At 69.4% G+C, this 23,742-nt stretch carries 25 protein-coding genes; 5 read left to right on the top strand and 20 right to left on the bottom strand.

The annotated features are described in order from the left end of the window. Positions 1-3: 3 nt before the first annotated feature. From AC1RRS_RS12935 to AC1RRS_RS12945, 3 genes are all read left to right on the top strand, one after another. Positions 4-987, top strand: coding sequence for a bile acid:sodium symporter family protein (locus AC1RRS_RS12935; RefSeq protein WP_110117817.1), 984 nt, complete (start codon positions 4-6; stop codon positions 985-987). 102 nt (positions 988-1,089) lie between these two features. Beyond that, positions 1,090-1,839, top strand: a complete 750-nt coding sequence (locus tag AC1RRS_RS12940; RefSeq protein ID WP_492855520.1) for an SDR family NAD(P)-dependent oxidoreductase — start codon at positions 1,090-1,092, stop codon at positions 1,837-1,839. Positions 1,840-2,111: 272 nt separating this feature from the next. Beyond that, entirely contained in the window at positions 2,112-3,608 is a 1,497-nt protein-coding gene (locus AC1RRS_RS12945; RefSeq protein ID WP_492855522.1) for a methyl-accepting chemotaxis protein, read from the top strand. 25 nt (positions 3,609-3,633) lie between these two features. Here AC1RRS_RS12945 and der read toward each other — a convergent pair whose 3' ends face one another. From der to AC1RRS_RS12990, 9 genes are all read right to left on the bottom strand, one after another. Next, a complete protein-coding gene (gene der, locus AC1RRS_RS12950; RefSeq protein WP_492855523.1) occupies positions 3,634-5,427 on the bottom strand; it encodes a ribosome biogenesis GTPase Der in 1,794 nt (597 codons plus the stop codon). Between the two features lie 121 nt (positions 5,428-5,548). Beyond that, positions 5,549-6,961: a PQQ-like beta-propeller repeat protein gene (locus AC1RRS_RS12955; protein ID WP_487288738.1), complete on the bottom strand. Its 1,413-nt coding sequence runs from the start codon at positions 6,959-6,961 to the stop codon at positions 5,549-5,551. Positions 6,962-6,972: 11 nt separating this feature from the next. After that, positions 6,973-7,722 (bottom strand): tetratricopeptide repeat protein, encoded by a 750-nt coding sequence (locus AC1RRS_RS12960; RefSeq protein ID WP_110117811.1) that lies wholly within the window; start codon positions 7,720-7,722, stop codon positions 6,973-6,975. 324 nt (positions 7,723-8,046) lie between these two features. Beyond that, the gene (gene panB / locus AC1RRS_RS12965; protein WP_487288739.1) at positions 8,047-8,874 is read right to left on the bottom strand and encodes a 3-methyl-2-oxobutanoate hydroxymethyltransferase; all 828 of its coding nucleotides are present in this window, start codon (positions 8,872-8,874) and stop codon (positions 8,047-8,049) included. A gap of 55 nt (positions 8,875-8,929) precedes the next feature. Beyond that, positions 8,930-9,310 carry a hypothetical protein gene (locus AC1RRS_RS12970; RefSeq protein ID WP_487288740.1) on the bottom strand — a complete coding sequence of 127 codons (381 nt, stop codon included), beginning with the start codon at positions 9,308-9,310 and terminating at the stop codon, positions 8,930-8,932. Next, entirely contained in the window at positions 9,303-9,875 is a 573-nt protein-coding gene (locus AC1RRS_RS12975; protein ID WP_487288742.1) for an RNA polymerase sigma factor, read from the bottom strand. The genes AC1RRS_RS12970 and AC1RRS_RS12975 overlap by 8 nt, the downstream gene beginning before the upstream one ends. Before the next feature lie 33 nt (positions 9,876-9,908). Then, on the bottom strand, positions 9,909-10,307 hold the full coding sequence (locus tag AC1RRS_RS12980; RefSeq protein ID WP_492855525.1) for a DUF6249 domain-containing protein: 399 nt from the start codon (positions 10,305-10,307) through the stop codon (positions 9,909-9,911). Between the two features lie 118 nt (positions 10,308-10,425). Beyond that, the gene (locus AC1RRS_RS12985) at positions 10,426-11,103 is read right to left on the bottom strand and encodes an HAD hydrolase-like protein (RefSeq protein ID WP_233248271.1); all 678 of its coding nucleotides are present in this window, start codon (positions 11,101-11,103) and stop codon (positions 10,426-10,428) included. Positions 11,104-11,236: 133 nt separating this feature from the next. Continuing rightward, the gene (locus tag AC1RRS_RS12990; RefSeq protein WP_492855526.1) at positions 11,237-11,584 is read right to left on the bottom strand and encodes an ArsC family reductase; all 348 of its coding nucleotides are present in this window, start codon (positions 11,582-11,584) and stop codon (positions 11,237-11,239) included. 128 nt (positions 11,585-11,712) lie between these two features. Here AC1RRS_RS12990 and AC1RRS_RS12995 point away from each other — a divergent pair, with 128 nt between their 5' ends. Further along, positions 11,713-12,315, top strand: coding sequence for a biliverdin-producing heme oxygenase (locus AC1RRS_RS12995; protein ID WP_492855527.1), 603 nt, complete (start codon positions 11,713-11,715; stop codon positions 12,313-12,315). A gap of 40 nt (positions 12,316-12,355) precedes the next feature. Next, positions 12,356-12,748 carry a YbaN family protein gene (locus tag AC1RRS_RS13000; protein ID WP_492855528.1) on the top strand — a complete coding sequence of 131 codons (393 nt, stop codon included), beginning with the start codon at positions 12,356-12,358 and terminating at the stop codon, positions 12,746-12,748. A gap of 9 nt (positions 12,749-12,757) precedes the next feature. Here the strand turns inward: AC1RRS_RS13000 and AC1RRS_RS13005 are convergent, their stop codons facing one another. The 11 genes from AC1RRS_RS13005 to bamA form a co-directional block, all read right to left on the bottom strand. Next, positions 12,758-13,330, bottom strand: a complete 573-nt coding sequence (locus AC1RRS_RS13005; RefSeq protein WP_492855529.1) for a 2'-5' RNA ligase family protein — start codon at positions 13,328-13,330, stop codon at positions 12,758-12,760. A gap of 73 nt (positions 13,331-13,403) precedes the next feature. Then, the gene (locus AC1RRS_RS13010) at positions 13,404-14,108 is read right to left on the bottom strand and encodes a glutathione S-transferase N-terminal domain-containing protein (protein WP_492855530.1); all 705 of its coding nucleotides are present in this window, start codon (positions 14,106-14,108) and stop codon (positions 13,404-13,406) included. A 91-nt stretch (positions 14,109-14,199) separates the two neighbouring features. After that, a complete protein-coding gene (locus AC1RRS_RS13015; protein WP_110117814.1) occupies positions 14,200-14,463 on the bottom strand; it encodes an EscU/YscU/HrcU family type III secretion system export apparatus switch protein in 264 nt (87 codons plus the stop codon). Next, on the bottom strand, positions 14,460-16,139 hold the full coding sequence (gene fliK, locus AC1RRS_RS13020; protein WP_492855531.1) for a flagellar hook-length control protein FliK: 1,680 nt from the start codon (positions 16,137-16,139) through the stop codon (positions 14,460-14,462). The genes AC1RRS_RS13015 and fliK overlap by 4 nt, the downstream gene beginning before the upstream one ends. A 69-nt stretch (positions 16,140-16,208) precedes the next feature. Next, positions 16,209-17,420, bottom strand: a complete 1,212-nt coding sequence (gene lpxB / locus AC1RRS_RS13025) for a lipid-A-disaccharide synthase (RefSeq protein ID WP_492855532.1) — start codon at positions 17,418-17,420, stop codon at positions 16,209-16,211. Beyond that, positions 17,420-18,253 (bottom strand): UDP-2,3-diacylglucosamine diphosphatase, encoded by an 834-nt coding sequence (gene lpxI / locus AC1RRS_RS13030; RefSeq protein WP_492855534.1) that lies wholly within the window; start codon positions 18,251-18,253, stop codon positions 17,420-17,422. Before lpxI ends, lpxB begins: the two co-directional genes overlap by 1 nt. A gap of 2 nt (positions 18,254-18,255) precedes the next feature. Next, positions 18,256-19,050 (bottom strand): acyl-ACP--UDP-N-acetylglucosamine O-acyltransferase, encoded by a 795-nt coding sequence (gene lpxA / locus AC1RRS_RS13035; protein WP_492855535.1) that lies wholly within the window; start codon positions 19,048-19,050, stop codon positions 18,256-18,258. Beyond that, positions 19,047-19,523 carry a 3-hydroxyacyl-ACP dehydratase FabZ gene (gene fabZ, locus AC1RRS_RS13040; protein WP_487288756.1) on the bottom strand — a complete coding sequence of 159 codons (477 nt, stop codon included), beginning with the start codon at positions 19,521-19,523 and terminating at the stop codon, positions 19,047-19,049. The genes lpxA and fabZ overlap by 4 nt, the downstream gene beginning before the upstream one ends. Beyond that, positions 19,520-20,545 (bottom strand): UDP-3-O-(3-hydroxymyristoyl)glucosamine N-acyltransferase, encoded by a 1,026-nt coding sequence (lpxD, locus tag AC1RRS_RS13045; protein ID WP_492855536.1) that lies wholly within the window; start codon positions 20,543-20,545, stop codon positions 19,520-19,522. Before lpxD ends, fabZ begins: the two co-directional genes overlap by 4 nt. Positions 20,546-20,680: 135 nt before the next feature. Beyond that, complete coding sequence (locus AC1RRS_RS13050) at positions 20,681-21,352, bottom strand: OmpH family outer membrane protein (RefSeq protein ID WP_110117793.1); 672 nt, start codon at positions 21,350-21,352, stop codon at positions 20,681-20,683. 22 nt (positions 21,353-21,374) lie between these two features. Continuing rightward, the gene (gene bamA / locus AC1RRS_RS13055) at positions 21,375-23,735 is read right to left on the bottom strand and encodes an outer membrane protein assembly factor BamA (protein WP_110117794.1); all 2,361 of its coding nucleotides are present in this window, start codon (positions 23,733-23,735) and stop codon (positions 21,375-21,377) included. Positions 23,736-23,742: the final 7 nt, after the last annotated feature.

Genomic DNA, 23,742 nt, shown 5'->3' on the forward strand with positions numbered 1-23,742 from the left:
CCCTTGGCCAATCCCGTCTCCGCCGTCCTCTCCAAGCTGAAGATCGACGCCTACATCATCGCGCTGTTCAGCATGGTGGTGCTGGCCTCGTTCCTGCCGGTGCGGGGCCAGGCGGCCGAGATCACCGGCTGGGTGGTGAAGGTCGCCATCGCGCTGCTGTTCTTCCTGCACGGCGCCAAGCTGTCGCGCGAGGCCGTGGTCGCCGGGATCACCCACTGGCGGCTGCACCTGACGATCCTGGCCTTCACCTTCCTGCTGTTCCCAGTCCTGGGCCTGGCCATCAGCAAGGCTGGCGTGCTGTCGCCGACCATGGCGGCGGGGATGGTGTTCCTGGCCTGCCTGCCTTCGACCGTGCAGTCGTCGATCGCCTTCACCTCGATCGGGCGCGGCAACGTCGCCGCCGCCGTCTGTGCGGCCTCGGCTTCGAACCTGTTCGGCATATTCCTGACGCCAGTGCTGGTGGGCCTGCTGATGAACGCCCACGGCGACGTCGGCGGCTGGGAGTCGATCCAGTCGATCGTCGTCCAGCTGCTGCTGCCGTTCGTGGCCGGCCAGTTGGCCCGGCCGCTGGTCGGCAAGTGGATCGAGAAGCACAAGACCCTGGTCGGGCGCGTGGATCGCGGCTCGATCCTGCTGGTGGTCTATTCGGCCTTCAGCGCCGCCGTGGTCGAGGGCCTCTGGCATAAGGTTTCGCCGCTGGAGCTGATCGTGCTGCTGCTGGTCTGCGGCGTGCTGCTGACGCTGGTCATGCTGGCCACGATGTTCGGCGCCCGGGCGCTGGGCTTCTCCAAGGCCGACGAGGTGGCCATCGTGTTCTGCGGCTCCAAGAAGAGCCTGGCCACCGGCGTGCCGATGGCCGGCATCCTGTTCCCCGGCGCGACGGCCGGGGTGCTGGTGCTGCCGCTGATGATCTTCCACCAGATCCAGCTGATGGCCTGTTCGGTGCTGGCGCAGCGCTACGGAGCGCGGCCAGCCGACGAGGCCTGACTAGACAAAGACAAACGCCCGCCAGAGCGTGATAGCCGAAAGCGTAAGCGGTTTCGGCGGCCATCACGCTCTGAACGTAAAATGGAGGCGCAGGAAACGCTCATGACCACCACCGACACGCCGCTGGCCGGCCGCATCGCCCTCGTCACCGGCGCCACGCGCGGCATCGGCCGCGCCATCGCGCTGGGCCTGGCGCAGGCCGGCGCTCATGTCGTGGCTCTGGGCCGCACCCAGGGCGCGCTGGAGGCCCTGGACGACGCGATCCTGGCCGCCACCGGCGAACACGCCACCCTGGTCCCCCTGGACCTGCGCGAGGCCGACGGCCTGGATCACCTGGGCGCGGCCCTGCACCAGCGCTTCGGCAAGCTCGACATCCTGGTCGGCGCGGCCGGCGTGCTGGGCGCCCTGACGCCGGTGGGTCACCTGGACCCCAAGGGCTGGGACATGATCCTGTCGACCAACCTGACGGCCAACTGGCGGCTGATCCGGGCCATGGACCCGCTGCTGCGCGCCTCCGACGCCGGCCGGGCCATCTTCCTGACCAGCAGCGTCGCCAAGAGCCACCGGGCCTTCTGGGGCGCCTACGCCGCTTCCAAGGCCGGGCTGGAGGCCATCGTCGACTGCTATGCCGACGAGATGGAGAACACCGCCGTGCGGGCCTTCTGCATCGACCCGGGCGCCATGCGCACCAAGATGCGGGCGCTCGCCTTCCCGGGCGAGGATCAGGCCACCGTGCAGGATCCGGCCGAGATCGCGCCCTTCGTCGTCGACCTGGCTCGCCCTGAGCGCGAGCCTCCGCGAGGCGTCGTTCGCTTCAAGGAACGAGGCCAGGAAGCCGCCAGTCTCGGCTGAACGGATGGCTGTTAAGCAATCCCAGGTGCAGATTACGTATTCCAAGTAAAATCAGGATATCCGAAATCGCGGATTTCGCCGGATCGTCTACGATCTGCAATAGGCCACTAAGTCGACAATGGGACTTAAGGCGTTGAAATTGTTGTTCGCGTCAATCCGACGCACCTGATGCAAGATTTCGAAGAACGTTGTTAAGCGGGAGATAACGGATCGAAGCTCACCCTTGGGTCGTGGCGAAACTCGCCGCTGCCTCCGGCGGAGCTCGGATCCGAATGTCTTTCCTGTCGTTCAAGCGCGGTCGCGACACCGCCGACCAGCGCCTCGCCGAGCTCGAAGCCACCGTCGCGGCGATCCATCGCTCGCAGGCGGTCATCGAGTTCGAGCTCGACGGCACGATCCTGACCGCCAACACCAACTTCCTGAAGACGGTGGGCTATTCGCTGGACGAGATCCGCGGCCGCCACCACAGCATGTTCGCCGATCCGGAGTTCGCCCGCAGCGACGAGTACAAGCAGTTCTGGCTGAACCTGGGCCGCGGCGAGTTCTTCGCCGGTAAGTTCCAGCGCCAGGGCAAGGGCGGCGTCGAGATCTGGATCCAGGGCGCCTACAACCCCGTGTTCGACGCGGACGGCAAGCCCTGCAAGGTCATCAAATTCTGCACCGACATCACCCAGGCCGAGCATGAGCGGCTGGCCAACGAGACGCTGCGCAAGACCGAGGCCGAGCAAGGCGCCGTGGTGCTGACCCTGGCCGACAACCTCAAGCGCCTGGCCGCCGGCGACCTGACCGCCGACATCACCGCCGCCTTCGACGGCCGCTTCGCCTCGATCAAGAGCGACTACAACGCCGCCCTGGCCGCCCTGCGCGACGCCATGAACCAGATCGGCTCGTCGACCAACGGCGTGCACAACGGCTCCAACGAGATCACCGGGGCGTCGGAGGACCTTTCCAAGCGCACCGAGCAGCAGGCCGCCGCCCTGGAAGAAACCGCCGCGGCCCTGGACGAGATCACCGCCACCGTGCGCCGCAGCGCCGAGGGCGCCCGTTCGGCCTCGACCGCCGCTTCGACCACGCGCCAGGAGGTCACCCGCTCGGGCGAGATCATGCGTGACGCCATCGAGGCCATGGGCGAGATCGAGCAGAGCTCGGGCAAGATCGGCCAGATCATCGGGGTGATCGACGAGATCGCCTTCCAGACCAACCTTCTGGCCCTGAACGCCGGCGTCGAGGCGGCCCGGGCCGGCGAGGCGGGCCGCGGCTTCGCCGTCGTCGCCCAGGAAGTGCGGGCCCTGGCCCAGCGCTCGGCCGAGGCGGCCAAGGAGATCAAGACCCTGATCGCCAACAGCAGCGCCCAGGTCGACCGCGGCGCCAAGCTGGTGGTCGACACCGGCCAGTCGCTGAACGGCATCGTCGGCCGCATCGCCGAGATCGACACCCTGATTTCCGAGATCGCCCAGTCGGCCCACGAGCAGGCCACGGGTCTCAACCAGGTCAACACCGCCATCAACCAGATGGACCAGGTGACCCAGCGCAACGCGGCCATGGTGGAGGAAGCCACCGCGGCGGCCGCCTGCCTGCGCAACGAGGCCTCGTCGCTGGCCGAGCTGGTCTCGCGGTTCGACACCGGGACCCAGATCGCCAAGGTCGCGCCGGCCGCCGCCGCGCCCCGCGCCCCGGCGCCCCGCAGCCCAGTCGCCGCCGCGCACGAGCGCATCGCCCAGTCGTTCCGCCCGGGCGTGGCCGTGGGCCAGGACTGGGAAGAGTTCTAGACCCCTCCCCGCCCTGGCTGACGGGTTAGCGGCCCTTGGGCTTGCCGCCGGGCGTCTTGTTGCCGCGCACCACGCGCGAACCGGCCACCGGACGGCGCGGACCGCCGGCCTTGCCGCCCGCGGCCTTGGCCCCGACCTTGTAGCTCGGGGTGGTCGAGACCTTCTTCTGGGCCTTGGGGCCCTGCGGCTTCACCGACTTGACCGCCGCCTTGCCGGTGTCGGCCTTGGCCGGCGCCTCGCCCTTGGCGGCATCGGCCTTGATGGCGCCAGCGCGCTTACCAGAAGCGGGCTTGCTGGAAACAGCCTTGGTCGGGACAGGCTTGCTGGGCGCGGCCGCGCTGTCGTCCGCCGGCGCCTCGGCCAGGATCGCCGCCCTCTGGGCCGACTTCTTGACCGTGTTGCGCGAGGCCTTCAGGCGCGCCTTCTCGGCTTCCTTCTTCTCGAAGGCGCGTTTGCCACGAACCACATGCCCCTGCTCAGGCTCGGCATAGGGGTTGGCGCCCGACTTGATGGTGATGCGCAGCGGAACGCCCGGCAGATCGAAGCTTTCCCGCAGGCTGTTCACCAGATAGCGCCGGTAATGGTCGGGCATCTGGTCGGCGCGGCTGGAGAACAGCACGAAGGTCGGCGGACGGGCCTTGGTCTGGGCCATGTACTTCGGCTTCACGCGCTTACCGCCGACCGAGGGCGGCGGGTGGCGCTGCATGGCCAGCTGCAGCCAGTCGTTCAGGTCGCGGGTCTTGACCTTGGTCGACCAGTCGCGGTGCGTCTTGATCACGGCCGGCATCAGGCGCTCGACGCCACGGCCGGTCTCGCCCGACAGGGCCACGACGGGCGCGCCGCGCAGCTGGGGCAGCATGCGCTCGGCGTGCTCGTTGAATTCCTTCAGGATCTGGCCCGGATCCTCGATCAGGTCCCACTTGGCCAGCACGAAGACGACGCAGCGCCCTTCCCGCTCGGCCAGGTCGGCGATCTGCAGATCCTGGGTCTCGAACGGGTGGGTGGCGTCCATCACCAGCAGCACGACCTCGGCGAAGGTCAGCGAGCGGATGGTGTCCTGGGTCGAGAGCTTCTCGAGCTTCTCGTTGACCTTGGCCTTCTTGCGCAGGCCGGCGGTGTCGACGAGGCGGATCTTGCGGCCGTCCCAGGTCCAGTCGACCGAGATCGAATCGCGGGTGATGCCGGCCTCGGGGCCGGTCAGCAGGCGCTGCTCGCCGATCAGGCGGTTGACCAGGGTCGACTTGCCGGCGTTCGGGCGGCCGATGATGGCGATCTTGATCGGCTTGGTGTCGTCGTCGTAGTCCTCGAACTCTTCCTGCAGCTCGTCGGGCGTCACCGCCAGCAGCGCCGCATAGAGGTCGGCCATGCCCTCGCCGTGCTCGCCGCTGATCGGGATCGGCTCGCCCAGGCCCAGGCGGTGAGCCTCGGCGGCGCCGGCCTCGGCCTGCTTGCCTTCCGACTTGTTGGCGGCGACCACCACCGGCTTGTTCCGACGGCGCAGCATCTCGGCGAAGATCTTGTCGAGCGGCGTCAGGCCCTCGCGGGCGTCGAACACGAACAGCGCGACATCGGCTTCGTCGATGGCGAGTTCGGTCTGGGCGCGCATGCGCGCTTCCAGGCTCTCGTCGGTGACGTCCTCGAAGCCGGCGGTGTCGATCAGTTCCAGATCGAGGTCGCCGAGGCGGCCGTGCGCGAAGCGGCGGTCACGGGTGACCCCCGGCTGATCGTCGACCAGGGCCAGCTTCCTGCCGGCCAGACGGTTGAACAGCGTGGACTTGCCCACATTGGGGCGGCCGACGATGGCGAGTTTCAAAGGCATAGGCGGTCAGTAGTCGATTTTTCCGGTCCCGGCAAAGCAACAAGCCCGGGCCGGCGTTTCCGCCAGCCCGGGCCCGGGACGATTTGTGTTGCGCCGGGCTCCGAAGGGAGCCCGGAAAGTATCAGCGGATCGCGATCAGCTGGGCCTCGTCGGTCACCAGATAGACCTTGTCGCCGACCGCGATCGGCGACAGCAGGACCGGCGAACCGATCTTCAGGGTCTTTTCCTTTTCACCGGTCTTGGCGTTCAGGGCCACGGCCTCGCCGTAGCTCGACACCGTGATCAGGCGGCCCGAAGCCAGGATCGGGCTGGACCAGATGCGCGGATGCTTGGCCAGCTTCTTCTTCTGCTTCTTGCTGAGCTTGTCGCTCTCGTTGAGGTCGCGGATCCAGTGGACCTGGCCGCCGTCGCGCGAGACGCAGATCACCTGGCCGGCCTTGTCGACCACATAGACCACGTCGCCAGCCGCCCAGGGGGTGGTGATGGCGGTGACCGGCAGGCTCCAGCGGGCCTGGCCCGTGCGCAGGTCGGTGGCCGAGAACACGCCCGAGTGGCTGACGGCGTAGACGTCGCCCTTGTAGATCACCGGGCGGCCGGCGATGTCGCGGATTTCCGACAGGGCGTTGGTGCGGCTGGCGCGGCTGAGGGCCTCGCTCCACAGGTCGTTACCGTTGCCGGCGCGCAGGGCCACCAGTTCGCCCGAGGCGAAGCCGGCGACGACGGTGTCGCCGCTGACGGCAGGGCTCGAGGCGGCCAGGATGCGGGCCGGCTCGATCAGGGCCTGGTAGGTCCAGCCCGGGGTGCCGTCGGCCGCCGCGAAGGTCAGCAGTTCGTTGTCGGTCGAGACCACGAACACGCGGCCGTCGACCACGGTCGGGGCAGCGTGGACCGGCGTGCTGGTGGGCTGGCGCCAGTTTTCCTTGCCGTTGGCCGCATCGATCTGGGCCACGAAGCGGAAGCCCGACGAGACGTAGAGCTTGCCGTCGGCATAGGCGATGCCGCCGCCGAAGCCCTCGGTGTCGCCCTTGTCGCCGCCGATGCCGAAGAAGCCGCGCTTGCCCGGCTGGGCGGCCGGACGCAGATCCTTGCGCCACAGGGTCTCGCCCGTGTTCGCGTCAAGCGCCGAGACCTTGGCCTCGCCGTCCATGACGAAGATCTTGCCTTCGGCCGAGACCGGGGTCGCGGTGATGTGGAAGGTGCGGTTGGCCTTCTGGCCGAAGCCCTTGCGCCAGGCGATCTCGACGTCCTTGGCGGCGGCGACGTGCTCGACCGACTGCTCGGGCGAGCCGCCCGGCAGACGCCAGTCGGCCTTTGGCTGGGCTTCCGGCAGGAAGAAGTCGACGCCCTTCAGGCCGTCGGCGGCCTCGACCTTCTGGTCGAAGGCGATGACCGAGATCCGCTGGCCTTGCGTGGCCTGGGCCTTGTTCTTCTCGTCCTTGCCGAACGGATTGAGTTTCGAAACCGTCGAGCAACCGGTCACCGACACTGCGGCCGACATCATCGCGGCGAGCAGCAGGGAGCGCTTCAAAGTCATGGGTCGGCGGCTCATCGAGCTTGGGGTTGCAGGCCCGGCGGCAGCTGGCCGGGCGCGAGTTGGATCGGCGGCGGCAGAGCGACGGCGGCCTTGACGGCGGCCGGCAGCGACTTGGCCGAGCCGGAGTCGATCATCTGGATAGCGGCCTGGGCCCGCTGGCGCGTGTCGTCGGACGCATCCGACAGCAGCGACAGCACGACGAAGTCGCCGCGTGCGTCGGCGCTCTTGCCCGCCTGCAGCTTCGCGAAGGCCAAGGCCTCCTTGGCTTGCACGCGGTAAGGGCTCTTCTCGCCGGTCAACGGGGTCAGCCTCGACTCGATCTCCTGATAGGGAGCCGTGTCCATGAGCGCGAAGGCGGATTTGAGGCGAGCTATGTCACCCATGACAGGATCGGGAGCAATCTTGGCCGCTTCGTCGAAATAACCGACAGCTTCGGCCGTCTTGCGCTCGTCCAGGCGGATGCCGCCCATCTGCATCAGGGCCAGGGCGCGGTAGCCCGCATTGCCTTCCTTCGACAGCTTCTCGAACTCGCCGAAGGCCTTGGCCGGGCCTTCCTTCTCGTAGGATTCGAGGGTCGCCTGGACAGCTTCCGACGCCTTGTTGGCGCGGTTGGTCTCGTACGTCGTCCAGCCCCACCAGCCGCCGACGCCCAGGACCGCGACCGCGGCGACCGCGCCCAGGACGGGCAGCGACTTCAGCGCGAAGGTCTTGTAGCGGTCGGAGCGAAGCTGCTCTTCGACCTCGTCAAACACATCGACCACGAACGAGGCTCCGGTACGGGCGCGGAAAGCGCCGGGGCGTCGAGGACCGGAAGGGTTTCCGGACGACGCAAGGTTGAACATCAAGTCGCCACGGCCCCTGGCCGCGACGCAGGCGGCGAACCTATAGCGTGTCCGCCGCCGCCGCAACGGCGGGATCAGGGTCCTTCTCCCCTTGCGGGAGAAGGTGGCGGCGAAGCCGACGGATGAGGGGTTTCTCAAACGTTCGAGGCTTCGCCCAGGTTCGTGGCGGATAGTTTTGAGAGACCCCTCACCCGACCTCCTTCGGAGGCCACCCTCTCCCGCAAGGGGAGAGGGGAAAAGAGGTCAGTCCTTCTTGGCGTAGTACGTCTCGGCCGCGCCGGGGAAGCTGCGGTCCTTGACGTCGCGGGCGTAGTCGGCGGCGGCCTTTTCGATCTGGCCCTTCAGGTCGGCGTAGCGGCGCACGAACTTGGGCGTCCAGTCGAACAGGCCCAGCATGTCGTCGCTGACCAGCACCTGGCCGTCGCAGCCGGCAGAGGCGCCGATGCCGATGGTCGGCGGGGCGATCGTCTCGGTGATCTCGCGGGCCAGGGCCTCGGCGACGCCCTCGACCACCACGGCGAAGGCGCCGGCCTCGGCGGTGGCGCGGGCCTCGGCCAGGATCTTCTGGCGGCCTTCCTCGTCGCGGCCCTTGGCCTTGAAGCCGCCGTCGACCAGCACCGCCTGCGGGCGCAGGCCCACATGGCCCATCACCGGCACGCCGCGATCGACGAGGTAGCGGATGGTCTGGGGCACGGTGGGGCCGCTCTCGACCTTCACGGCCTGGGCCCCGGTCTCCTTCATGATGCGGACGGCGTTGGCGTAGGCCTCTTCCGGCGCGCCCTCGTAGGACCCGAAGGGCATGTCGACGACGACCATGGCCTTGCGGGAGCCGCGCATGACCGCCTGGCCGTGCAGGATCATCATCTCCATGGTCACGCCGACCGTGTTGGGCAGGCCGTGGACGACCATGCCCAGCGAATCGCCGACCAGCAGCACGTCGCAGGCGTCGTCGAGGGCGGCCGCCACCGGGGCGGTGTAGGCGGTGAGGCAGACGATCGGAACGCCGCCCTTGCGGGCGGCGATATCGGGGGCGGCGAGACGGCGGACCGTCTCCTGGCGATGGGCGGACAAGACTCGCTCCGGCTCTCTTCGATGACCGGAGCGCGACGGGGGCCGCCCTCCGGAATTAGAACTCTTCGACCAGTCGGGTGACGGCGAAGGCCAGAGCGATAGCCGCAAGCGCCGCGCCAAGCCACAGGGTTTCGACGCTGGCCGGCGTGGCGACGAACTGGTCGATCCGCCCCATCAGCTTGTCGACGCCCATGTCCATGCTGGTGACGCCCTGCGCGGAAGCGTGCTGCAGGTCCGAGGCGAAGCGGCTGGTGATCAGTTGCCCCACCGCCACCACGCCGGCGACGGCGCCGGCCGCGCCGATCAGCAGGCGACGCATGGCCCAGCCGCGATCGAGCCGCCGCTCGACCTTGGCCTGAAAGGCTTCGGCGTCGGAAAAGGCCGGCGGGGCGGCGAACAGCCGCGAAAGCTGGGCGTCGAAGTCGCGATCAACCATGACCTTCCCTCCGCGCAGATGAGTCCGGTGACGGGGCCAGTCTGGCCCGGAGCTTATCGAGACCACGTTTGACATGGGATTTGACCGTCCCGATCGGGATATTCAAGGCCTCCGCCGCCTCGGCGTGCGACCAGTCGGCGCCGTAGCACAGCGAGACGCACAGCTGCTCGCCGCGCGACAGGCCCTTGAGAGCCTCGTCCAGGTCGAGCCGGTCGCCCGGCGAGGCGCTGGTCGCGGGCGAAGGATCCTCCGGCGTCTCGTCCGAGAAGATCAGGCGCGAGTCGCGCTTGACCTTGCGCAGATAGAGCCGCGCGGCGGTCTTCTTGATCCAGCCGCCGAAGGAGCCCTCGCCGCGATATTCGGCGATCTGCTCGAAGCCGACCAGGAAGGCGTCCTGGGCGACGTCATCGGCCGTGGCCGGATCGGCGCCGAGGCGACGCAGCAGCCCCCGTACGGCCGAGCCGTGCCTGCGCACCAGCTCCCCGAAGGCGGCGCGGTCGCCGGTGGCGGCGAGGGCCGCCAGCTCGACGTCGTGACCGGTGGTTGGCGGGCGTTGAACACCCATGATGAAAAGTCCCCTCTTCCCCAGCGGACAGCCTCAGTTCAGAGGCCGCGCGCCCTTGTTGGGGTTGAAGAAGCTCAGGACCACATAGGCGACGCCGATCAGGGCCGGGATGGCGGCGACGCCGAGAATCGGGTGCAGCGCCTCGTCCTCGACCTGGCCGAGCATGAAGCCCAGCACGGCGAGACCGCCGCCGACGGCGATCAGGATCACGCCGACGCGCATGTCGCGCAGGGCCGAGGATTCCTTCGGCGGTTTGACTTCCTTGCTCAGCGCCTCGATCAGCTCGGGCGGCAGCGCCTGGCCCTTCTCGATGGCGGCGCGGACGGTGGCCTGCATCTCCCGGCGCTCGCGGCTCTTCAGCCACATCGGGATGCAGACGATGCAGACGACCATGATGAACGGCGCCAGCGGCACCAGGATGCCAAGTTCCATGACTCGTTCCCCTCGGAATGTTTTCGACGAGAGCCTGTCGCTTTCGTCTCGTACAGGGAAGAGGCTTTGGCGGCGCCGTTTGGAGGCGCCTAGCGAGATGAAACTTTCGTAAGGCGGATCAGGCCGTTGCGACGGCCGCGGCGGCCCGTTGCGGCGCGAGGCTGGCGACGATGTCCTCGACGGCGTCGAGCAGCACGGTCGGGGTGTGGTCGACCAGCAGTTGGCGGGTGGCGTAGCCCCAGGTGACGGCGCCGGACGCCAGGCCAAGAGCGTTGGCCGCGTCGATGTCGCGGGTCTCGTCGCCGATCGAGATCACCCGGCCGGGCCGCACGCCGGCGGTCTTGATCACCTTGAGGAACTTCTTGGCCTTGCCGAACAGCGAGGCGCCGCAGCCATAGTGGTCGATCAGCTTGGCGAGGTCAGGACCCAGCACGGTGCGGATCGTGGCTTCGCTGTTGGAGCTGACCACGGCCAGGCGCACGCCCCCGGCCGACAGGGCGCGCAGCATGTCCGGAACGCCCGGGAACAGTCCGATCGAGCCGATTTCGGCGGCCATCAGCTTCTTGCCGTGGGCGGCGATGATCGGGATCTTCCAGGCCGAGACGCCCAGGTACTTGATGATCTCGCGATTGGGACGACCACGGAGCATCTCGACTTCCTCGTCGGTGACGCTCTTGAAGCCGTAGATCCTGGCCATCGGATTGACGAGCTTCAGCACCACGGCGCCGCTGTCGGCCAGCGTGCCGTCGAAATCGAAGATCGCCAGATCGTAAGGAAGCCCCGAAGTCACGCCCACTCAATCATCCTGTCGCCGCCGCCCCTTCATGAAGGGAGTCCGGCCGTTTCCCAAAGACTTAGCCGCTGTTTGCCGCGGTTGTCGCCCCAAAGTTCGCCAACTCGCGTATTTCGTGCAAGCCCTGTTTCGCGCTTCAGGCGAGAGCCGCCGCATAGGCCTCGGGCTTGAAGCCGGCCAGCAGCTTGCCGTCGATATCCAGGATCGGGCGCTTGATCATCGACGGCTGGGCCAGCATCAGGTCGACCGCCTTGGCCGCGTCGATGCCGGTCTTGTCGGCGTCGGGCAGCTTGCGGAAGGTCGTGCCGGCGCGGTTCAGCACCGTCTCCCAGCCCAGCTGCGCGACCCAGCCCTCGACGCTGGCGCGGTCGATCCCGGCGATCTTGTAGTCGTGGAAGGCGTAGGCCACGCCGCGCTCGTCGAGCCAGGTGCGGGCCTTCTTCATCGTGTCGCAGGCCTTGATGCCGTAGATCGTCACCGTCACCGGACGCGCTCCAGAACTTCGCCCGCGAGTCGGGCTCTCCTCCGACGGATTAGCATTTTCGCCAAAGTACGAGGCGGATTTGATCCAGAGCAGTTGCGTCTCAATCGCGAGGGGGCGACATTCACCCCATGAACGCCATGACCGATCTCGCCAACGCTGAAAGCCTGGCCAAGCGCCTGAAGGCCGGAACCTCGCTGACCCACGAAGGGCTCGACAAGAGCATCATGGCCGGCCGGCCGTTCGAGGATCGCGAGCGCTATGGACGGTTCCTGGAGGTGCAGCAGCGCTTTCATCGCGACATCGACGGCCTCTACCAGCGGCCCGAACTGGCCCAGCGCCTGCCGGACCTGGAAGGCCGTCGGCGGCTGGCGGCGATCGAGGCCGACCGCGCGGATCTTGGCCTGCCCGCCCTGGAGGACCTGCCGCCGCCGGCTTTCACGGCCGACGCGGAGCCAGACCTGGCGACGGCGCTGGGCTGGCTCTATGTCGCCGAGGGCTCAAACCTGGGCGCGGCGTTCCTGTTCAAGGCGGCCGCCAAGCTGGGACTGAATGATACCTTCGGCGCGCGCCACCTGGCCGGGCACCCCGACGGCCGCGCCGCCCACTGGCGACAGTTCACAGCCGCGCTGGACGCGGCCGATCTCGACGCGGCCGGAGAGGCCCGCGCCATAGCCGGGGCGAAAGCCGCCTTTTCGCAGGTGCAGGCCTATGTCGACGCCGCCTTCCGCTGAGGCTCCCGCCGTTGAACTCCCCTCCACGGGGCTCGATGCCGTGAGCGCGCCCGCCACGTCGCGCGGGGTGCGGATCGGCTATCTCGTGGCCGGCTTCGCCTTCACGGCGTTGGGCATCGTCGGGGCGTTCCTGCCGCTGATGCCGACGACGGTGTTCCTGATCCTGGCCGCCGGCTGTTTCGGCAAGTCTTCGCCGAAGCTGGAAGCCTGGCTGCTGAACCACCCGAAGTTCGGCCCCTCGGTGCGGGCCTGGCGGGCGAACAAGGCCATTCCCCGCAAGGCCAAGATCGCCGCGTGCCTGGGCATGGCCGGCGGCATGGCGGTGTTCCTGCTGGCCGCGCGGCCCAAGCTCTGGCTAGGCCTGCTGGTCGGCGCGATCATGGCCGCCTGCGCGGCCTTCGTCGTCTCGCGGCCGGAGCCGCCGGCCGCCTGATACGCGCGCTCACCCCTTGAGGGGCCAGCGCCCGAGCACGATGTGCCGGGTCTGGCCCAGCAGGCTGTGGATCAGCACGAACTCGGAGACCGGCCACGACACCGGCTCCACCGCCGTCTCGGGCGCCAGGCCGCGGTCGTAGAGCAGCGTCACGTGCGGATTGAACTGCCTGGCGACCTGCTTGCCGAGGCCGGCATGGGCCATGGCCAGGCCCAGCGCCTTCTGGAAGGCGTGCAGATCAGCCAGCCCCTCCCCGCCTTGCAGGACGAACGGGTTGTTGCCGCGGTTGTTGAAGCTGGCGGCCTTGTCGAAGGTCACCTCGAACGGCGCCGAGGTCGTGGCGACAGCCGCACCGGCCTCCAGGGCCTGGGCGACGGTGCCGCGCGGCAGGCCGGCATAGTCGCCGATGTGATGCAGGGTGACGTGGAAGCGGTCGGGCGTCAGCGGCGCGCCGGAGAGGTTCAAGCGGCCCTTCAGGTCGCGCGCGCGTCCGGCGATGGTCTCGGCGACGGGCGCCTCGGGGAAGATCCCGAAGAACAGGCGGTCGGACGGCGGGACGTCGAGTTCGGGAAAGAGCGACATGCCCCGTTTCTTGAGCGGAATCGGCGGTCGTTGAAAGGGCGGACGGCGCTCGCCGCCCGCCCCTTCTCATAGCCTAGGGACGGGCTGGGATGTTGAGCCCGCGCTGCACGGCCGGACGGGCCAGACCCCGCTCCAGCCAGGCCGGAACGTTCTTCAGGCTCTTGTAGTCGACCAGATCGGCCGCCTCGTAGAAACCAACGAGGTTGCGCACCCAGCCGAGGGTGGCGATGTCGGCGATGGTGTAGTCGTCGCCCATGATCCAGTCGCGGCCTTCCAGGCGGGTCTCCAGCACGCCCAGCAGCCGCTGGCTCTCGGCGCGGTAGCGCTCCAGCGGGCGCTTGTCCTCGTATTCGCGGCCGGCGAACTTATGGAAGAAGCCCAGTTGGCCGAACATCGGGCCGACGGCCGCCATCTGGAAGAACACCCACTGCAGGGTCTCGTAGCGGGCGGCCGGATCGGTCGGCAGCAGCTTGCCGGTCTTCTCGGCCAGATAGACGAGGATCGCGCCGCTCTCGAACAGGCCGAAGGGCTTCCCGCCCGGGCCGTCGGGATCGATGATCGCCGGGATCTTGCCGTTGGGGTTGAGGCTGAGGAATTCCGGGGTCCAGGTCTCGTTCTTGCCGATGTCGATCAGGTGCGGCTCGTAGGGCAGGCCCAGCTCTTCCAGGATGATCGACACCTTCACGCCGTTGGGCGTGGGCAGCGAATAGAGCTGGATGCGGTCGGGATGGGCGGCGGGCCAGCGGCTGGCGATCGGGAAGGCCGAGAGGTCGGACATGGGAGCTCCTGGGAAGGGTCCCGGTCGATATAGGCGCCGCAGGGGCCAACCCCAGCCCCCTATCGCAACTTTATTGGTTTCAGTTCGGGTTTCAGCTCTTGGCGGCGGTGCGCAGGATGAAGCCCAGGATCTCGGCCACGGCGACGTAGAGCGCCTCGGGGATCTCCTCCTCCATCGGGATGGTCGACAGGGCCTGGGCCAGGGCCGGGTTCTCCTCCAGCGGCACGCCGTGCTCGCGGGCGGTCTCGACGATCTTGTCGCCCACCCAGCCACGGCCGCTGGCGACCACGCGCGGGGCGTCGGGCGCGTCGTAGCGCAGGGCGACGGCGATGCGGGGACCAGAGACGCGGGTCATGTGGCGCGGTCCACGAAGCGGCCGGGCGCGGGCGGCGCGGCGACCGGCGCCGGCGAGGCGTGGAAGGCCACTTCCGGTTCGAGGGCGGCCTCGCGCAGGGCGGCGTCGAGGATCTCCTGGCCGCCGCGCAGGCGGGTCATGGTCTCGGTCCGCTCGGCCCACAGCGACACGCGGGCCCGGTCGCCGGTCAGGGCCAACTGGGCGTCGATGCGGCCCATTGGCTCGACGTCAAGCGAGAAGCGGACCTTCCAGGTGCGGGCCTCGTCCGGTCCGCCGGCGGCTCCGCCGCCACCGCCGTCGCGGCTGATCTCGAACTGGGCGACGGACGAGCCCTGGGACGTGGCGAAGGGCACGTCGAACACCCAGCGGGGACCAGTCTTATCCTCGACCGGGCGGCCGTCGAGAGGCTGGACGGCCCGGGCGGCGTCGGCGCGCTCGGGCAGCGAGGCGGCCTGCATCAGTTCCTGGCGGGCCAGGGCGGCGTCGACGCCCTTGGACAGTTGATGAGCGACCGTGGCGGGCGGCGCGTCGTGGGCCAGGGTCGAGGTCACGGCCGCCTGGGCGACGACCGGTCCGCCGGCGAACGGCGGCGGCGGTCCCTTTCCGGGCGGCGTCAGAGGCGTCTGGACCAGGGGTTGGCGCACCACCGGTTCCTCGAAGCCCGCGGCGGCCTCCTGGGCCAGGACGAACAGGGCGGCGGCGGGCTGGGCGGCCTGCTGCGGCGTGGGGCGTGGAGCGACGGCGGCCAGGAAACGGGCGATGGGCGTCTCGGCTTCGTCGGGCGCGGCTGGAGCGGGAGGCACCGTCTCGGGCTCGACGGGCGTGGCGGAGGCCGACGCAGGGCGGGCAAGGGGGGTCGGAGCCCCCTCCTCCGCCACCGCGGGCTGTGCAGGCGCGCCGGCCGTCTGGATGGTCGAGGTCGAGACCGGATCAGCTTCGGCCTGGACCGGGGCGGACAAGGCCGGCGACGTCGCGGCGGCGGAGGTCGATCCGGAGGCCGACGGTGTCTGCGACGGCGTTGCGGAAGCCGCCGTGGACGACAGTCCGGCCGGGCCCGTCTGGGCGCTCCAGCTGGCGACGGCGGCGCGCAGCACCAGCATGGCGGCCTTGAGGTCCTTTGCCGCCAGCGGCGCGGCGCCGGGCTCGGCCTCCTCGGCCAGGCGCTGCTCCATGAACAGGCCCGAGCGGCTGAAGGCCTGCCGGATCTCGCCGGCGGTCACCGCGCCGTCGATCGGCGAGCGCAGGGCCAGCATGTTGGCGGCGGCCTGGCGGACGACGGCGGGGGCGTCCGGCGAGGTCGAGACCCGCTCCAGATCGGCCAGCAGCGGCGCCATGCCGCCCTGGGCCGGCGCGGCGCGGCCGACGAGGTCGGAGACGGCCTTGGCCTGCACCGTGGGGCTGGACAGCAGGATCTCGCGGGCCTGGCCGGTGGCGCCGCCCTTGAGCAGGCTCTCGACGGTGTCGGCGGTCTCGGGCGCGGTCTGGGCGCCGGCCTCGGTCGCGATCCGTCCCAGGGTCTCGGCGGCTTCGGCCAGGGCCTTCTGGGCCAGCATGGCCGGCGGCGGCAAGCCCGGCTGCCCGGTCTGGCCGCCTTGCGGACCGGCGGGCGCGACCATCGCCGTCGGCATGACCGAGGCGGACGTCGGGACAGCGGGTCCAAGCGGTTGAACCGACACGGCGGGCTCCACGAGCGCGCGATGCGCGCAGGGTTTCCGCAAGATTAATCCACAGGCGTGAAGCGGGTCTTAAGCCCGCCCAGCGCCTCGACTTTGGGCGGCTCGGCTTTCGAGGAAATCGAGCATGGCGTCGGCGGCGGCTTCGGCCGGATCGGGCAGACCGCGCCCCAGCTTGTCGAGGGCAGCGTATTGCTCGGCCACCTGGCGCTGGCGCAGGGCCGGGTCGTCCAGGCGCTTGGCCAGTTCGGCCGCCAGGCGCTCGCCGGTGCAGTCGTGCTGCAGCAGTTCGGGCGCGACCTCGCGGTCGGCGGCGATGTTGAACAGGGTCACCCAGCGCGGCGTCATCAGCCGCTTGAGGAGCGCGTAGCTGATCGCGCCGATCTTGTAGCCGACCACCATCGGCGCGCCGGCCAGGGCCAGCTCGATGGTCACCGTGCCCGAACAGGCCAGGGCCACGGTGGCGGCCTTCATGGCGTCGTCCTTGGCCAGGTCGTCCTCGATCACGTGAGCGCGGAACGGCCAGCCCGCGACGCGCGCCTTGACGGCTGTGACCACGGTCGAGGCGGCGGGCACGACGACGTGCAGGCCCGGCCGTTCGGCCTTCAGCAGGCGCACGGCGTCCTCGAAGGCGGGCAGCACGCGCTCGATCTCGGACGGACGGCTGCCCGGCAGGACGGCCAGGATCGGATCATCCGGCCCCGCCCCGATGGCCGCGCGGGCACGGGCGGCGTCGGCGCCGCTGAAGTCGCGGGCCAGGGCCGGGTTGCCGACGAAGACGCTGGGCAGGCCGACGGCGTCGAAGAACGGCTTGTCCATCGGCTGGGTGGCCAGCAGCAGATCGACGGCCTGGGCCAGGGTCGCCGCGCGGCCCGGACGCGAGGCCCAGACCTGGGGGGCGACGTACTTGATCAGGGCGATCGACGGGTCGAGCGCGCGCAGCCGCTTGGCCAGGCGGATGTTGAAGCCCCAGGAGTCGATCAGCACGGCGACGTCGGGCTTTTCGCGCACCGCCACGGCCTCGACGTCCTTCAGGCGGCGCAGGACGCGCGGATAGGCCTTCAGCCCCTCGAACAGGCCCAGGATCGACAGCTCGGCGATATCGAACGGGCTCTGCACCCCTTCGGCCGCCATGCGCGCGCCGCCTAGGCCGACGAAGCGGACCTGGTCGCCCAGGCGCGCCCGCAGGACCCGGGCCAGGCCCGCGCCAAGATTGTCGCCCGAGGCCTCGGCCGCGACCAGCATGACCGTCAGCGGTCGAGCGCTGGACACCTCGGCGGTCATCAGCCCGGCTCGACGCCGTAGACGAAGAGGCCCAGGTCGTCGGCGCAGGCGATGACCTGCTCGCGATCGACGATCAGCAGGCGGCCGGCCTCGCCGACCACGCCGGCCAGGCCCGCGCGCGCGGCGCGCTGGATGGTGGCGACGCCGATGGTCGGCAGGTCGACCTTGGTCTCCTGGATCGGCTTGGGCGCCTTGGCCAGCACGCCCTTGGGCGCCTCGGGACAGCCGCGGATCGCCTGGGGCAGGTCGGCCACCCGGCGCAGCATGGCGTCGGTGCCCTCCTGGGCCTCGACGGCCAGGACGAGGCCGTCGCAGACCACGGCCCCCTGCCCCACGTCAAGCCCACCGATGGCGCGGGCGACGGTCAGGGCGCGGTCGATGTCGGCGCCATGCTCGGCGCGCGGGGCGTAGCGGCCCAGCGGTCCGGACGGCAGGGTCATCTCGCCGCGCACCTCGTGGGCGCCCTCGACGACGAAGCCTTCCTTCTCGAACTCGGTCAGCACGCGGCGCAGCAAAGCATCGTCGCCCTCGCGCGCGGCCTTGATCAGGCCCGGCAGCACCTTCACGCCCCGGAAGTCGGGGATCAGGGCCGAGAAGTCGGGGCGATCGACCGTGCCGGCGAAGCAGACGGCCTCGCAGCCCTCTTCCTTCAGCGCCTTGAAGGCCTTGCCGAATTCGGCCAGGCCGACCTCGATGCCCGCGTACTGCTCCAGCGTCGCGTCGGCGAAGCCCTTGAGCCGCATGACGGCGAACGGACGGGAGGCGCGCTCGCAGTGGGCGGCCAGTTCGATCGGCAGGGCCCCGCCGCCGGCGATCAGTCCGAGCTTGCGCAAGGCTAGACCTCGCGCTCGGGCAGGCAGAGCGGGCGGTTGCCCTCGTCGCGGATGAACGCGATGATTTCCATCACCTCGGGAATGGAGGCGTAGGTCTCGGCCGCATCGTCCAGGCGCTCCTGGAAGGTGCCTTCGTCGGCGAACATCATGCGGTAGGCCGAGCGCAGGGCGTTGATCGCCTCGCGCGAGAAGCCACGGCGCTTGAGGCCCACCAGATTCAGGCCCTCGAGGTGGGCGTGGTTGCCCCACACCGAACCGTAGGGGATGACGTCCTTGGTCACGGCGGCCAGGCCGCCGATGAAGCTGTAGCGACCGACGCGCGAGAACTGGTGGATGGCCGCCAGGCCGCCGACGAACACGAAGTTGCCGACGTCGACATGGCCGCCCAGGGTCGCGCCCTTGGCCAGCACGACGTTGTCGCCGACCGTGCAGTCGTGGGCCACGTGGGCCTCGGCCATGAAGAAGCCGTCGGCGCCGATGGTGGTCACGCCGCGGCCCGAGGCCGTGCCGGTGTTCATCGTCACCTGCTCGCGGATCGTGTTGCGCGGACCGATGACCAGCTGGGTGCGCTCGCCCTTGTAGCCCAGGTGCTGCGGCGGCCCCCCCAGGGCCGAGAAGGCGTGGACCACGGTGTTCTCGCCGATGGTGGTGACGCCATCGACCACCACATGCGACAGCAGGCGCACGCGGTCGCCCAGGGTCACGTCGGGGCCGACGATGCAGAACGGCCCGATTTCGACGTCCTGACCCAGCTTGGCGGCGGCGTCGACGATGGCGGTCGGATGGACTTTGGTCATTTCGTCGGGGTCTCCACGACCATGGCGGCGAACTCGACCTCGGCGGCGACCTTGTCGCCGATCTTGGCCACGCCCTTGAACTTGAAGATGGTCGAACGCGCGCGCAGCACCTCGACCTCCATGCGCAGGACGTCGCCCGGGCGCACGGGGTTGCGGAAGCGGGCGTTGTCGACCGACATGAAGAAGATCGTCTTGCCCTCGGTGTCGACTTCCAGCGACTTGCTCATCAGCACCGCGCCCGTCTGGGCCAGGGCCTCGATGATCAGCACGCCGGGCATCACCGGGTTGCCCGGGAAGTGGCCCTGGAAGAACGGCTCGTTGACGGTCACGCACTTGATGCCGACGATCGACTGGTGCGGGACATAGGCTTCGGCGCGGTCGACCAGCAGGAACGGATAGCGGTGCGGGATCCGGTTGAGGATCTCGGCGATGTCGATGTCGGTCTGCGGGGCCGCGGTTTCGGTCTGGCTCATGCCTCGTCTTTCATCCCCCGACTGCGCGCACTGCGCGACAGCCATGCCGTTTCCCTCAGCCACCGCTTGATGGGGCGCGCGGGAAACCCTGTCCATGTCTCGCCGGCCGGCACGTTCTTGAACACCGAGGCCGAGGCCCCGATGCTGGCGCCGGCGCCGATCGTCAAGTGGTCGGCGACGCCGGCCTTGCCGCCGAAGGCGACGCCGTCGCCGACGACCGTGCTGCCCGACAGCCCGGTGTAGGCCGCCAGCAGGCAGTTTCGGCCAAGCTGCACGTTGTGCGCAACGTGGACCAGATTATCGATCTTGGTGTTTTCGCCCACCGTGGTGTCGTCGAACGCGCCGCGGTCGATGCAGCTGTTGGCGCCCAGGGTGACGCCGTCCTGCAGGACCACGCGGCCCAGCTGCGGCAGGTCGACGACGCCCTTGGGGCCGCCGGCCGCGCCGAACCCGGCCTCGCCCACCGCCGAGCCGGCGTGCAGGCTGACGCGGTCGCCGATCAGGGCGAAGCCGACCACGGCGTTGGCGCCGATCACGCAGTCGCGGCCGATGGCCACGCCGGGACCGATCACCGCGCCAGGTCCGATCACCGTATTGCGGCCGATGCGGACGTCCTGGCCGATCACCGCGCCGGGCGACAGGCGCACGCCCTCCTCCAGCACGGCGGAGGGATGGATGGCGGCCGAGCCCGGCTCGTGGCGGCGCGGCGCGTAGAGGCGCGCGACGGCGGCGGCCCAGGCGGCTTGGGGATGGGGGGTGAGCAGCGCGGCGCAGCCTTCCGGCGCGAACTCGCGATGCTGAGGCTTCATGAAGATCGCGCCCGCCTTGCAGGCCGACAGGCCGGCGGCCCGGCGCGGATCGGAAAGGAAGGAGACGGCGTCCGGCCCGGCGCCGTCCAGCGGCGCGACGGTGGCGATCAGGCGCTCGCCCAGGGTCGGATCGGCAAGTTCGGCGCCGCCGGCCAGGGCCAGATCGGACACGGAAACCGGACCCAGGGTCTCGAAAAAGCGGGGGTCCGGCATGGAAACCTCTCGACGACGGCCGTCCCGGGAATCGCCCGATACGGACGAAGTGTAGGCGGCCGAAAGCCGTCCCGAGTCAATGCCGTAACGGAAGGCGCCCGCCCGGCGAGAAGCCGGGCGGGGCCCTCTTAGTCCTTAGTTCCGTTGCAGTTCGGCGGCCAGCTGGGCGGCCTGCTGCGGGGTCAGCTTGGTGCGTTCCAGGGCCTGGAACGACGTGGCCTTGCCACGGGCGTCCAGCAGGCTGACGACCTGCGGGGTGATGTCCATGGCCGGGTTGAAGATGGCCACGGCGTTGCGCTCGACCAGCAGGCCGCAGGCCTTTTGCTGATAGGCGGCGATCACGGCCGGCTGCAGTTCCACCTGGTACTGCTGCTGGGCGGTGTTGGCCGTGGCGACCAGTTCCATCTGGGTGTGGGCGGCGTCGCGCTGCAGGGCGCTCTGCTCCAGTTCCAGGTCCGACTTCTGCTTTTCGCGAGCGGTGATGTCGGCGGCCGGGGTCTTGGCGGCGGCGTTGAAGGCGTCGATCTTGGTCTGCAGGGCCTTTTCACGGGCGGCCAGCGGCGACTCGGCCGTGGTCTGCAGGGCCTTCAGGCGGGCGTCGAGCGCCTTGCCGGTGGCCGAGGTGCCGCGAACGGCGCCGGCCGAGAACACGCACAGGCTCGGGATCGCCGCGCCGTGGGTGATCGGCGGAGCGGCCGGGGCGGCCGGAGCCTTGGCGAGCGGAGCGGCGGCTTGAGCGAAAGCGCCGGAAGCCACGGCGAGCGCGGCCAGGCCCGAAGCGGCCGCGGCGAAGAACTTGGAGGACATGCTGTCAGGAGCCTTGTGGAGATTAGAAACGGGTTGAAGTGGAGAAGCGGAAGGTTTCCGTCCGGTCGTAGTCTTCCTTCTTCAGGATCTGGCTGATGTCGAACCGGATGGGACCCATGGGCGACTTCCAGTCGATGCTGATGCCGGCGGAAGCCCGCAGACCGAGGTTGTCCCGGATGTTTTCGTCGAAGACTCCGGTCGAACTTTGGCGATCGACGTCATCCAGCTGACCGGCGGTGCCGAAGTCGGTGAACAGGGCGGCCTTGATGCCGTACTGCTCGGGCAGGAAGGTCGGGATGCTCAGCTCCAGCGAACCGATGGCGTACAGCTTGGCGCCCAGGGCGCTGCTGTCGGTCGAGGTGTCGCGCGGGCCGATACCTGCGGTCTCGAAGCCGCGGAAGCTGGAACCGCCCTTGTAGAAGCGGTCGTTGATGCGGACGCTGTCGCCGCCCCAGCCCTCGATGTAGCCGGCCGAACCGGTGGCCTGCAGGACGAAGTCCTTGTTGAAGCCCCAGTACCAGCCGCCGTCCACCTCGGTCTTGAGGTAGTTCACGTCGCCGCCGAAGCCGGCCAGGTCCTGGTTCAGGTCGGCGAAGAAGCCGCGGGTCGGACGCAGCGGATCGTTCCGCTTGTCCAGGCGCAGGCCGTAGCCGACCAGCGAGGTCATGTAGGCGCCGCGCTGCAGGCAGAGGATCGCCGAGACGGTGCCGGCGGTGCAGTAGCTGTCGGCCACGTCCACCTCGTCCTGGCGCAGGGTGTAGCGCAGGCTCATCGAGGTGTTCTGGGTCAGGCCGAAGCCCAGGGTGAAGCCGCCGCCGATCGACTTGGTATCGTAGGCCGCGTAGTCGCTGAGGTCGTAGCGGTACGAATAGAGGTTCACGCCGGCGGCCAGGTTGCGGCCCAGGAAGCGCGGCTCGGTGAAGGCGAAGTCGACCTGCTGACGCAGCGAGCCGACCGAGACGCGGGCGCGCAGGTTCTGACCGCGGCCGCGGAAGTTCCGCTCGGTGACGCCGACGTCGAGCACCAGCTGATCGACCGAGCTGTAGCCGGCGCTGAACGACAGTTCGCCCGTCGGCTGCTCCTCGACCTTCACGCGCAGGGCGGTGCGGTCGGGGGCGCTGCTCGGCACTTCCTCGATGTTGACGTCCTTGAAGAAGCCCAGGCGGCGCATGTTGTTGCGCGACCGGTCGACCAGCACGCGGTTGTAGGCGTCGCCTTCGGCGACTTCCATTTCACGGCGCAGGACGTAGTCGAGGGTGCGGGTGTTGCCGACGATGTCGATGCGGTCGACGTAGACGCGCGGGCCTTCACGCACCTGGAACACCACGTCGACCGTCTGGGTCTCGCGGTTGGGCACGTAGCGCGGACGCACGTCCACGAAAGCGAAGCCGGCCGCGCCCGCCGCGAAGGTCAGGGCGTCGGTGGCCTGCTCGATGCGCTCGTCCTCGTAGATCTGGCCGGTCTTGATCGGCAGGATCTGGGCCAGCAGGTTGCCGTCGAGCTTCTTCAGCTCGGTTTCGACGGTGACCTTGCCGAACTTGTACTTGGGGCCTTCGTCGATCGTGTAGGTGACCGCGAAGCCGTTCTTGTCGGTGGCCAGTTCGGCCGTCGAGGCCACGACGCGGAAGTCGAAGAAGCCGCGGTTGCGATAGTACTTACGCAGCTGCTCGCGGTCGTACTCGATGCGGTCCGGGTCGTAGTTGTCGTTGCTGGTCAGGAACTTGTACCAGTGCGACTCCTTGGTGACGATGACGTCGGCCAGCTCGTTGTCCGAGAATTCCTTGTTGCCGAGGAAGTTGACGCCGAGGACGCCGCTCTTGGGGCCTTCGTTGATCTCGAACACCAGGTCGACGCGCTTCTGCGGCAGCTCCACGACCTTGGGGGTCACGGTGGCCGAGATGCGGCCCGAGCGGCGGTAGAGCTCGATGATGCGCTGGACGTCGGCCTGCACCTTGGCGCGGGTGAAGATGCCGCGCGGACGGATCTGGACCTCGTCCTTCAGCTTGTCTTCCTTGAGCGCCGAGTTCCCCTCGAAGACCACCTGGTTGATGATCGGGTTCTCGACGACCTTGACCACCAGGTCGCCGCCGACCAGCTCGATCGAGACGTCGGCGAACAGGTCGGTGCGGGCCAGGGTCTTCAGCGCCAGGTCGAGGCGGGCCGGATCGACGGTCTCGCCGGCCTGGATCGGCAGGTACGACAGCACGGTGCCCGCTTCGATCCGCTCGTTGCCCTGCACGACGATGCGCTGCACCACGCCCGAGGTCTGGGCCTGGGCGAACGCCGCCTGCGGCGCGATCAGGGCGGTGGAGCCGAAGAGGAGCGCAACGCCGGTGGCGAACGCGGCGCTGTGTGCGCGAATTTTGCTCATGGGACCAATCATGGACGGG

It is taken from the genome of Caulobacter sp. GW821-FHT12A07 (genome assembly GCF_058807655.1).

Coding starts and splice junctions, on each gene's coding strand:
- AC1RRS_RS12970 (WP_487288740.1), bottom strand. CDS start 9,310: ATGGTTGATCGCGACTTCGACGCCCAGCTTTCGCGGCTGTTCGCCGCC.
- AC1RRS_RS12945 (WP_492855522.1), top strand. CDS start 2,112: ATGTCTTTCCTGTCGTTCAAGCGCGGTCGCGACACCGCCGACCAGCGC.
- bamA (WP_110117794.1), bottom strand. CDS start 23,735: ATGATTGGTCCCATGAGCAAAATTCGCGCACACAGCGCCGCGTTCGCC.
- AC1RRS_RS12955 (WP_487288738.1), bottom strand. CDS start 6,961: ATGACTTTGAAGCGCTCCCTGCTGCTCGCCGCGATGATGTCGGCCGCA.
- AC1RRS_RS13010 (WP_492855530.1), bottom strand. CDS start 14,108: ATGTCCGACCTCTCGGCCTTCCCGATCGCCAGCCGCTGGCCCGCCGCC.
- AC1RRS_RS13015 (WP_110117814.1), bottom strand. CDS start 14,463: ATGACCCGCGTCTCTGGTCCCCGCATCGCCGTCGCCCTGCGCTACGAC.
- AC1RRS_RS12980 (WP_492855525.1), bottom strand. CDS start 10,307: ATGGAACTTGGCATCCTGGTGCCGCTGGCGCCGTTCATCATGGTCGTC.
- lpxD (WP_492855536.1), bottom strand. CDS start 20,545: ATGCCGGACCCCCGCTTTTTCGAGACCCTGGGTCCGGTTTCCGTGTCC.
- der (WP_492855523.1), bottom strand. CDS start 5,427: ATGCCTTTGAAACTCGCCATCGTCGGCCGCCCCAATGTGGGCAAGTCC.
- lpxB (WP_492855532.1), bottom strand. CDS start 17,420: ATGACCGCCGAGGTGTCCAGCGCTCGACCGCTGACGGTCATGCTGGTC.
- AC1RRS_RS12995 (WP_492855527.1), top strand. CDS start 11,713: ATGAACGCCATGACCGATCTCGCCAACGCTGAAAGCCTGGCCAAGCGC.
- AC1RRS_RS13005 (WP_492855529.1), bottom strand. CDS start 13,330: ATGTCGCTCTTTCCCGAACTCGACGTCCCGCCGTCCGACCGCCTGTTC.
- AC1RRS_RS13050 (WP_110117793.1), bottom strand. CDS start 21,352: ATGTCCTCCAAGTTCTTCGCCGCGGCCGCTTCGGGCCTGGCCGCGCTC.
- lpxA (WP_492855535.1), bottom strand. CDS start 19,050: ATGACCAAAGTCCATCCGACCGCCATCGTCGACGCCGCCGCCAAGCTG.
- fabZ (WP_487288756.1), bottom strand. CDS start 19,523: ATGAGCCAGACCGAAACCGCGGCCCCGCAGACCGACATCGACATCGCC.
- AC1RRS_RS12975 (WP_487288742.1), bottom strand. CDS start 9,875: ATGGGTGTTCAACGCCCGCCAACCACCGGTCACGACGTCGAGCTGGCG.
- AC1RRS_RS12940 (WP_492855520.1), top strand. CDS start 1,090: ATGACCACCACCGACACGCCGCTGGCCGGCCGCATCGCCCTCGTCACC.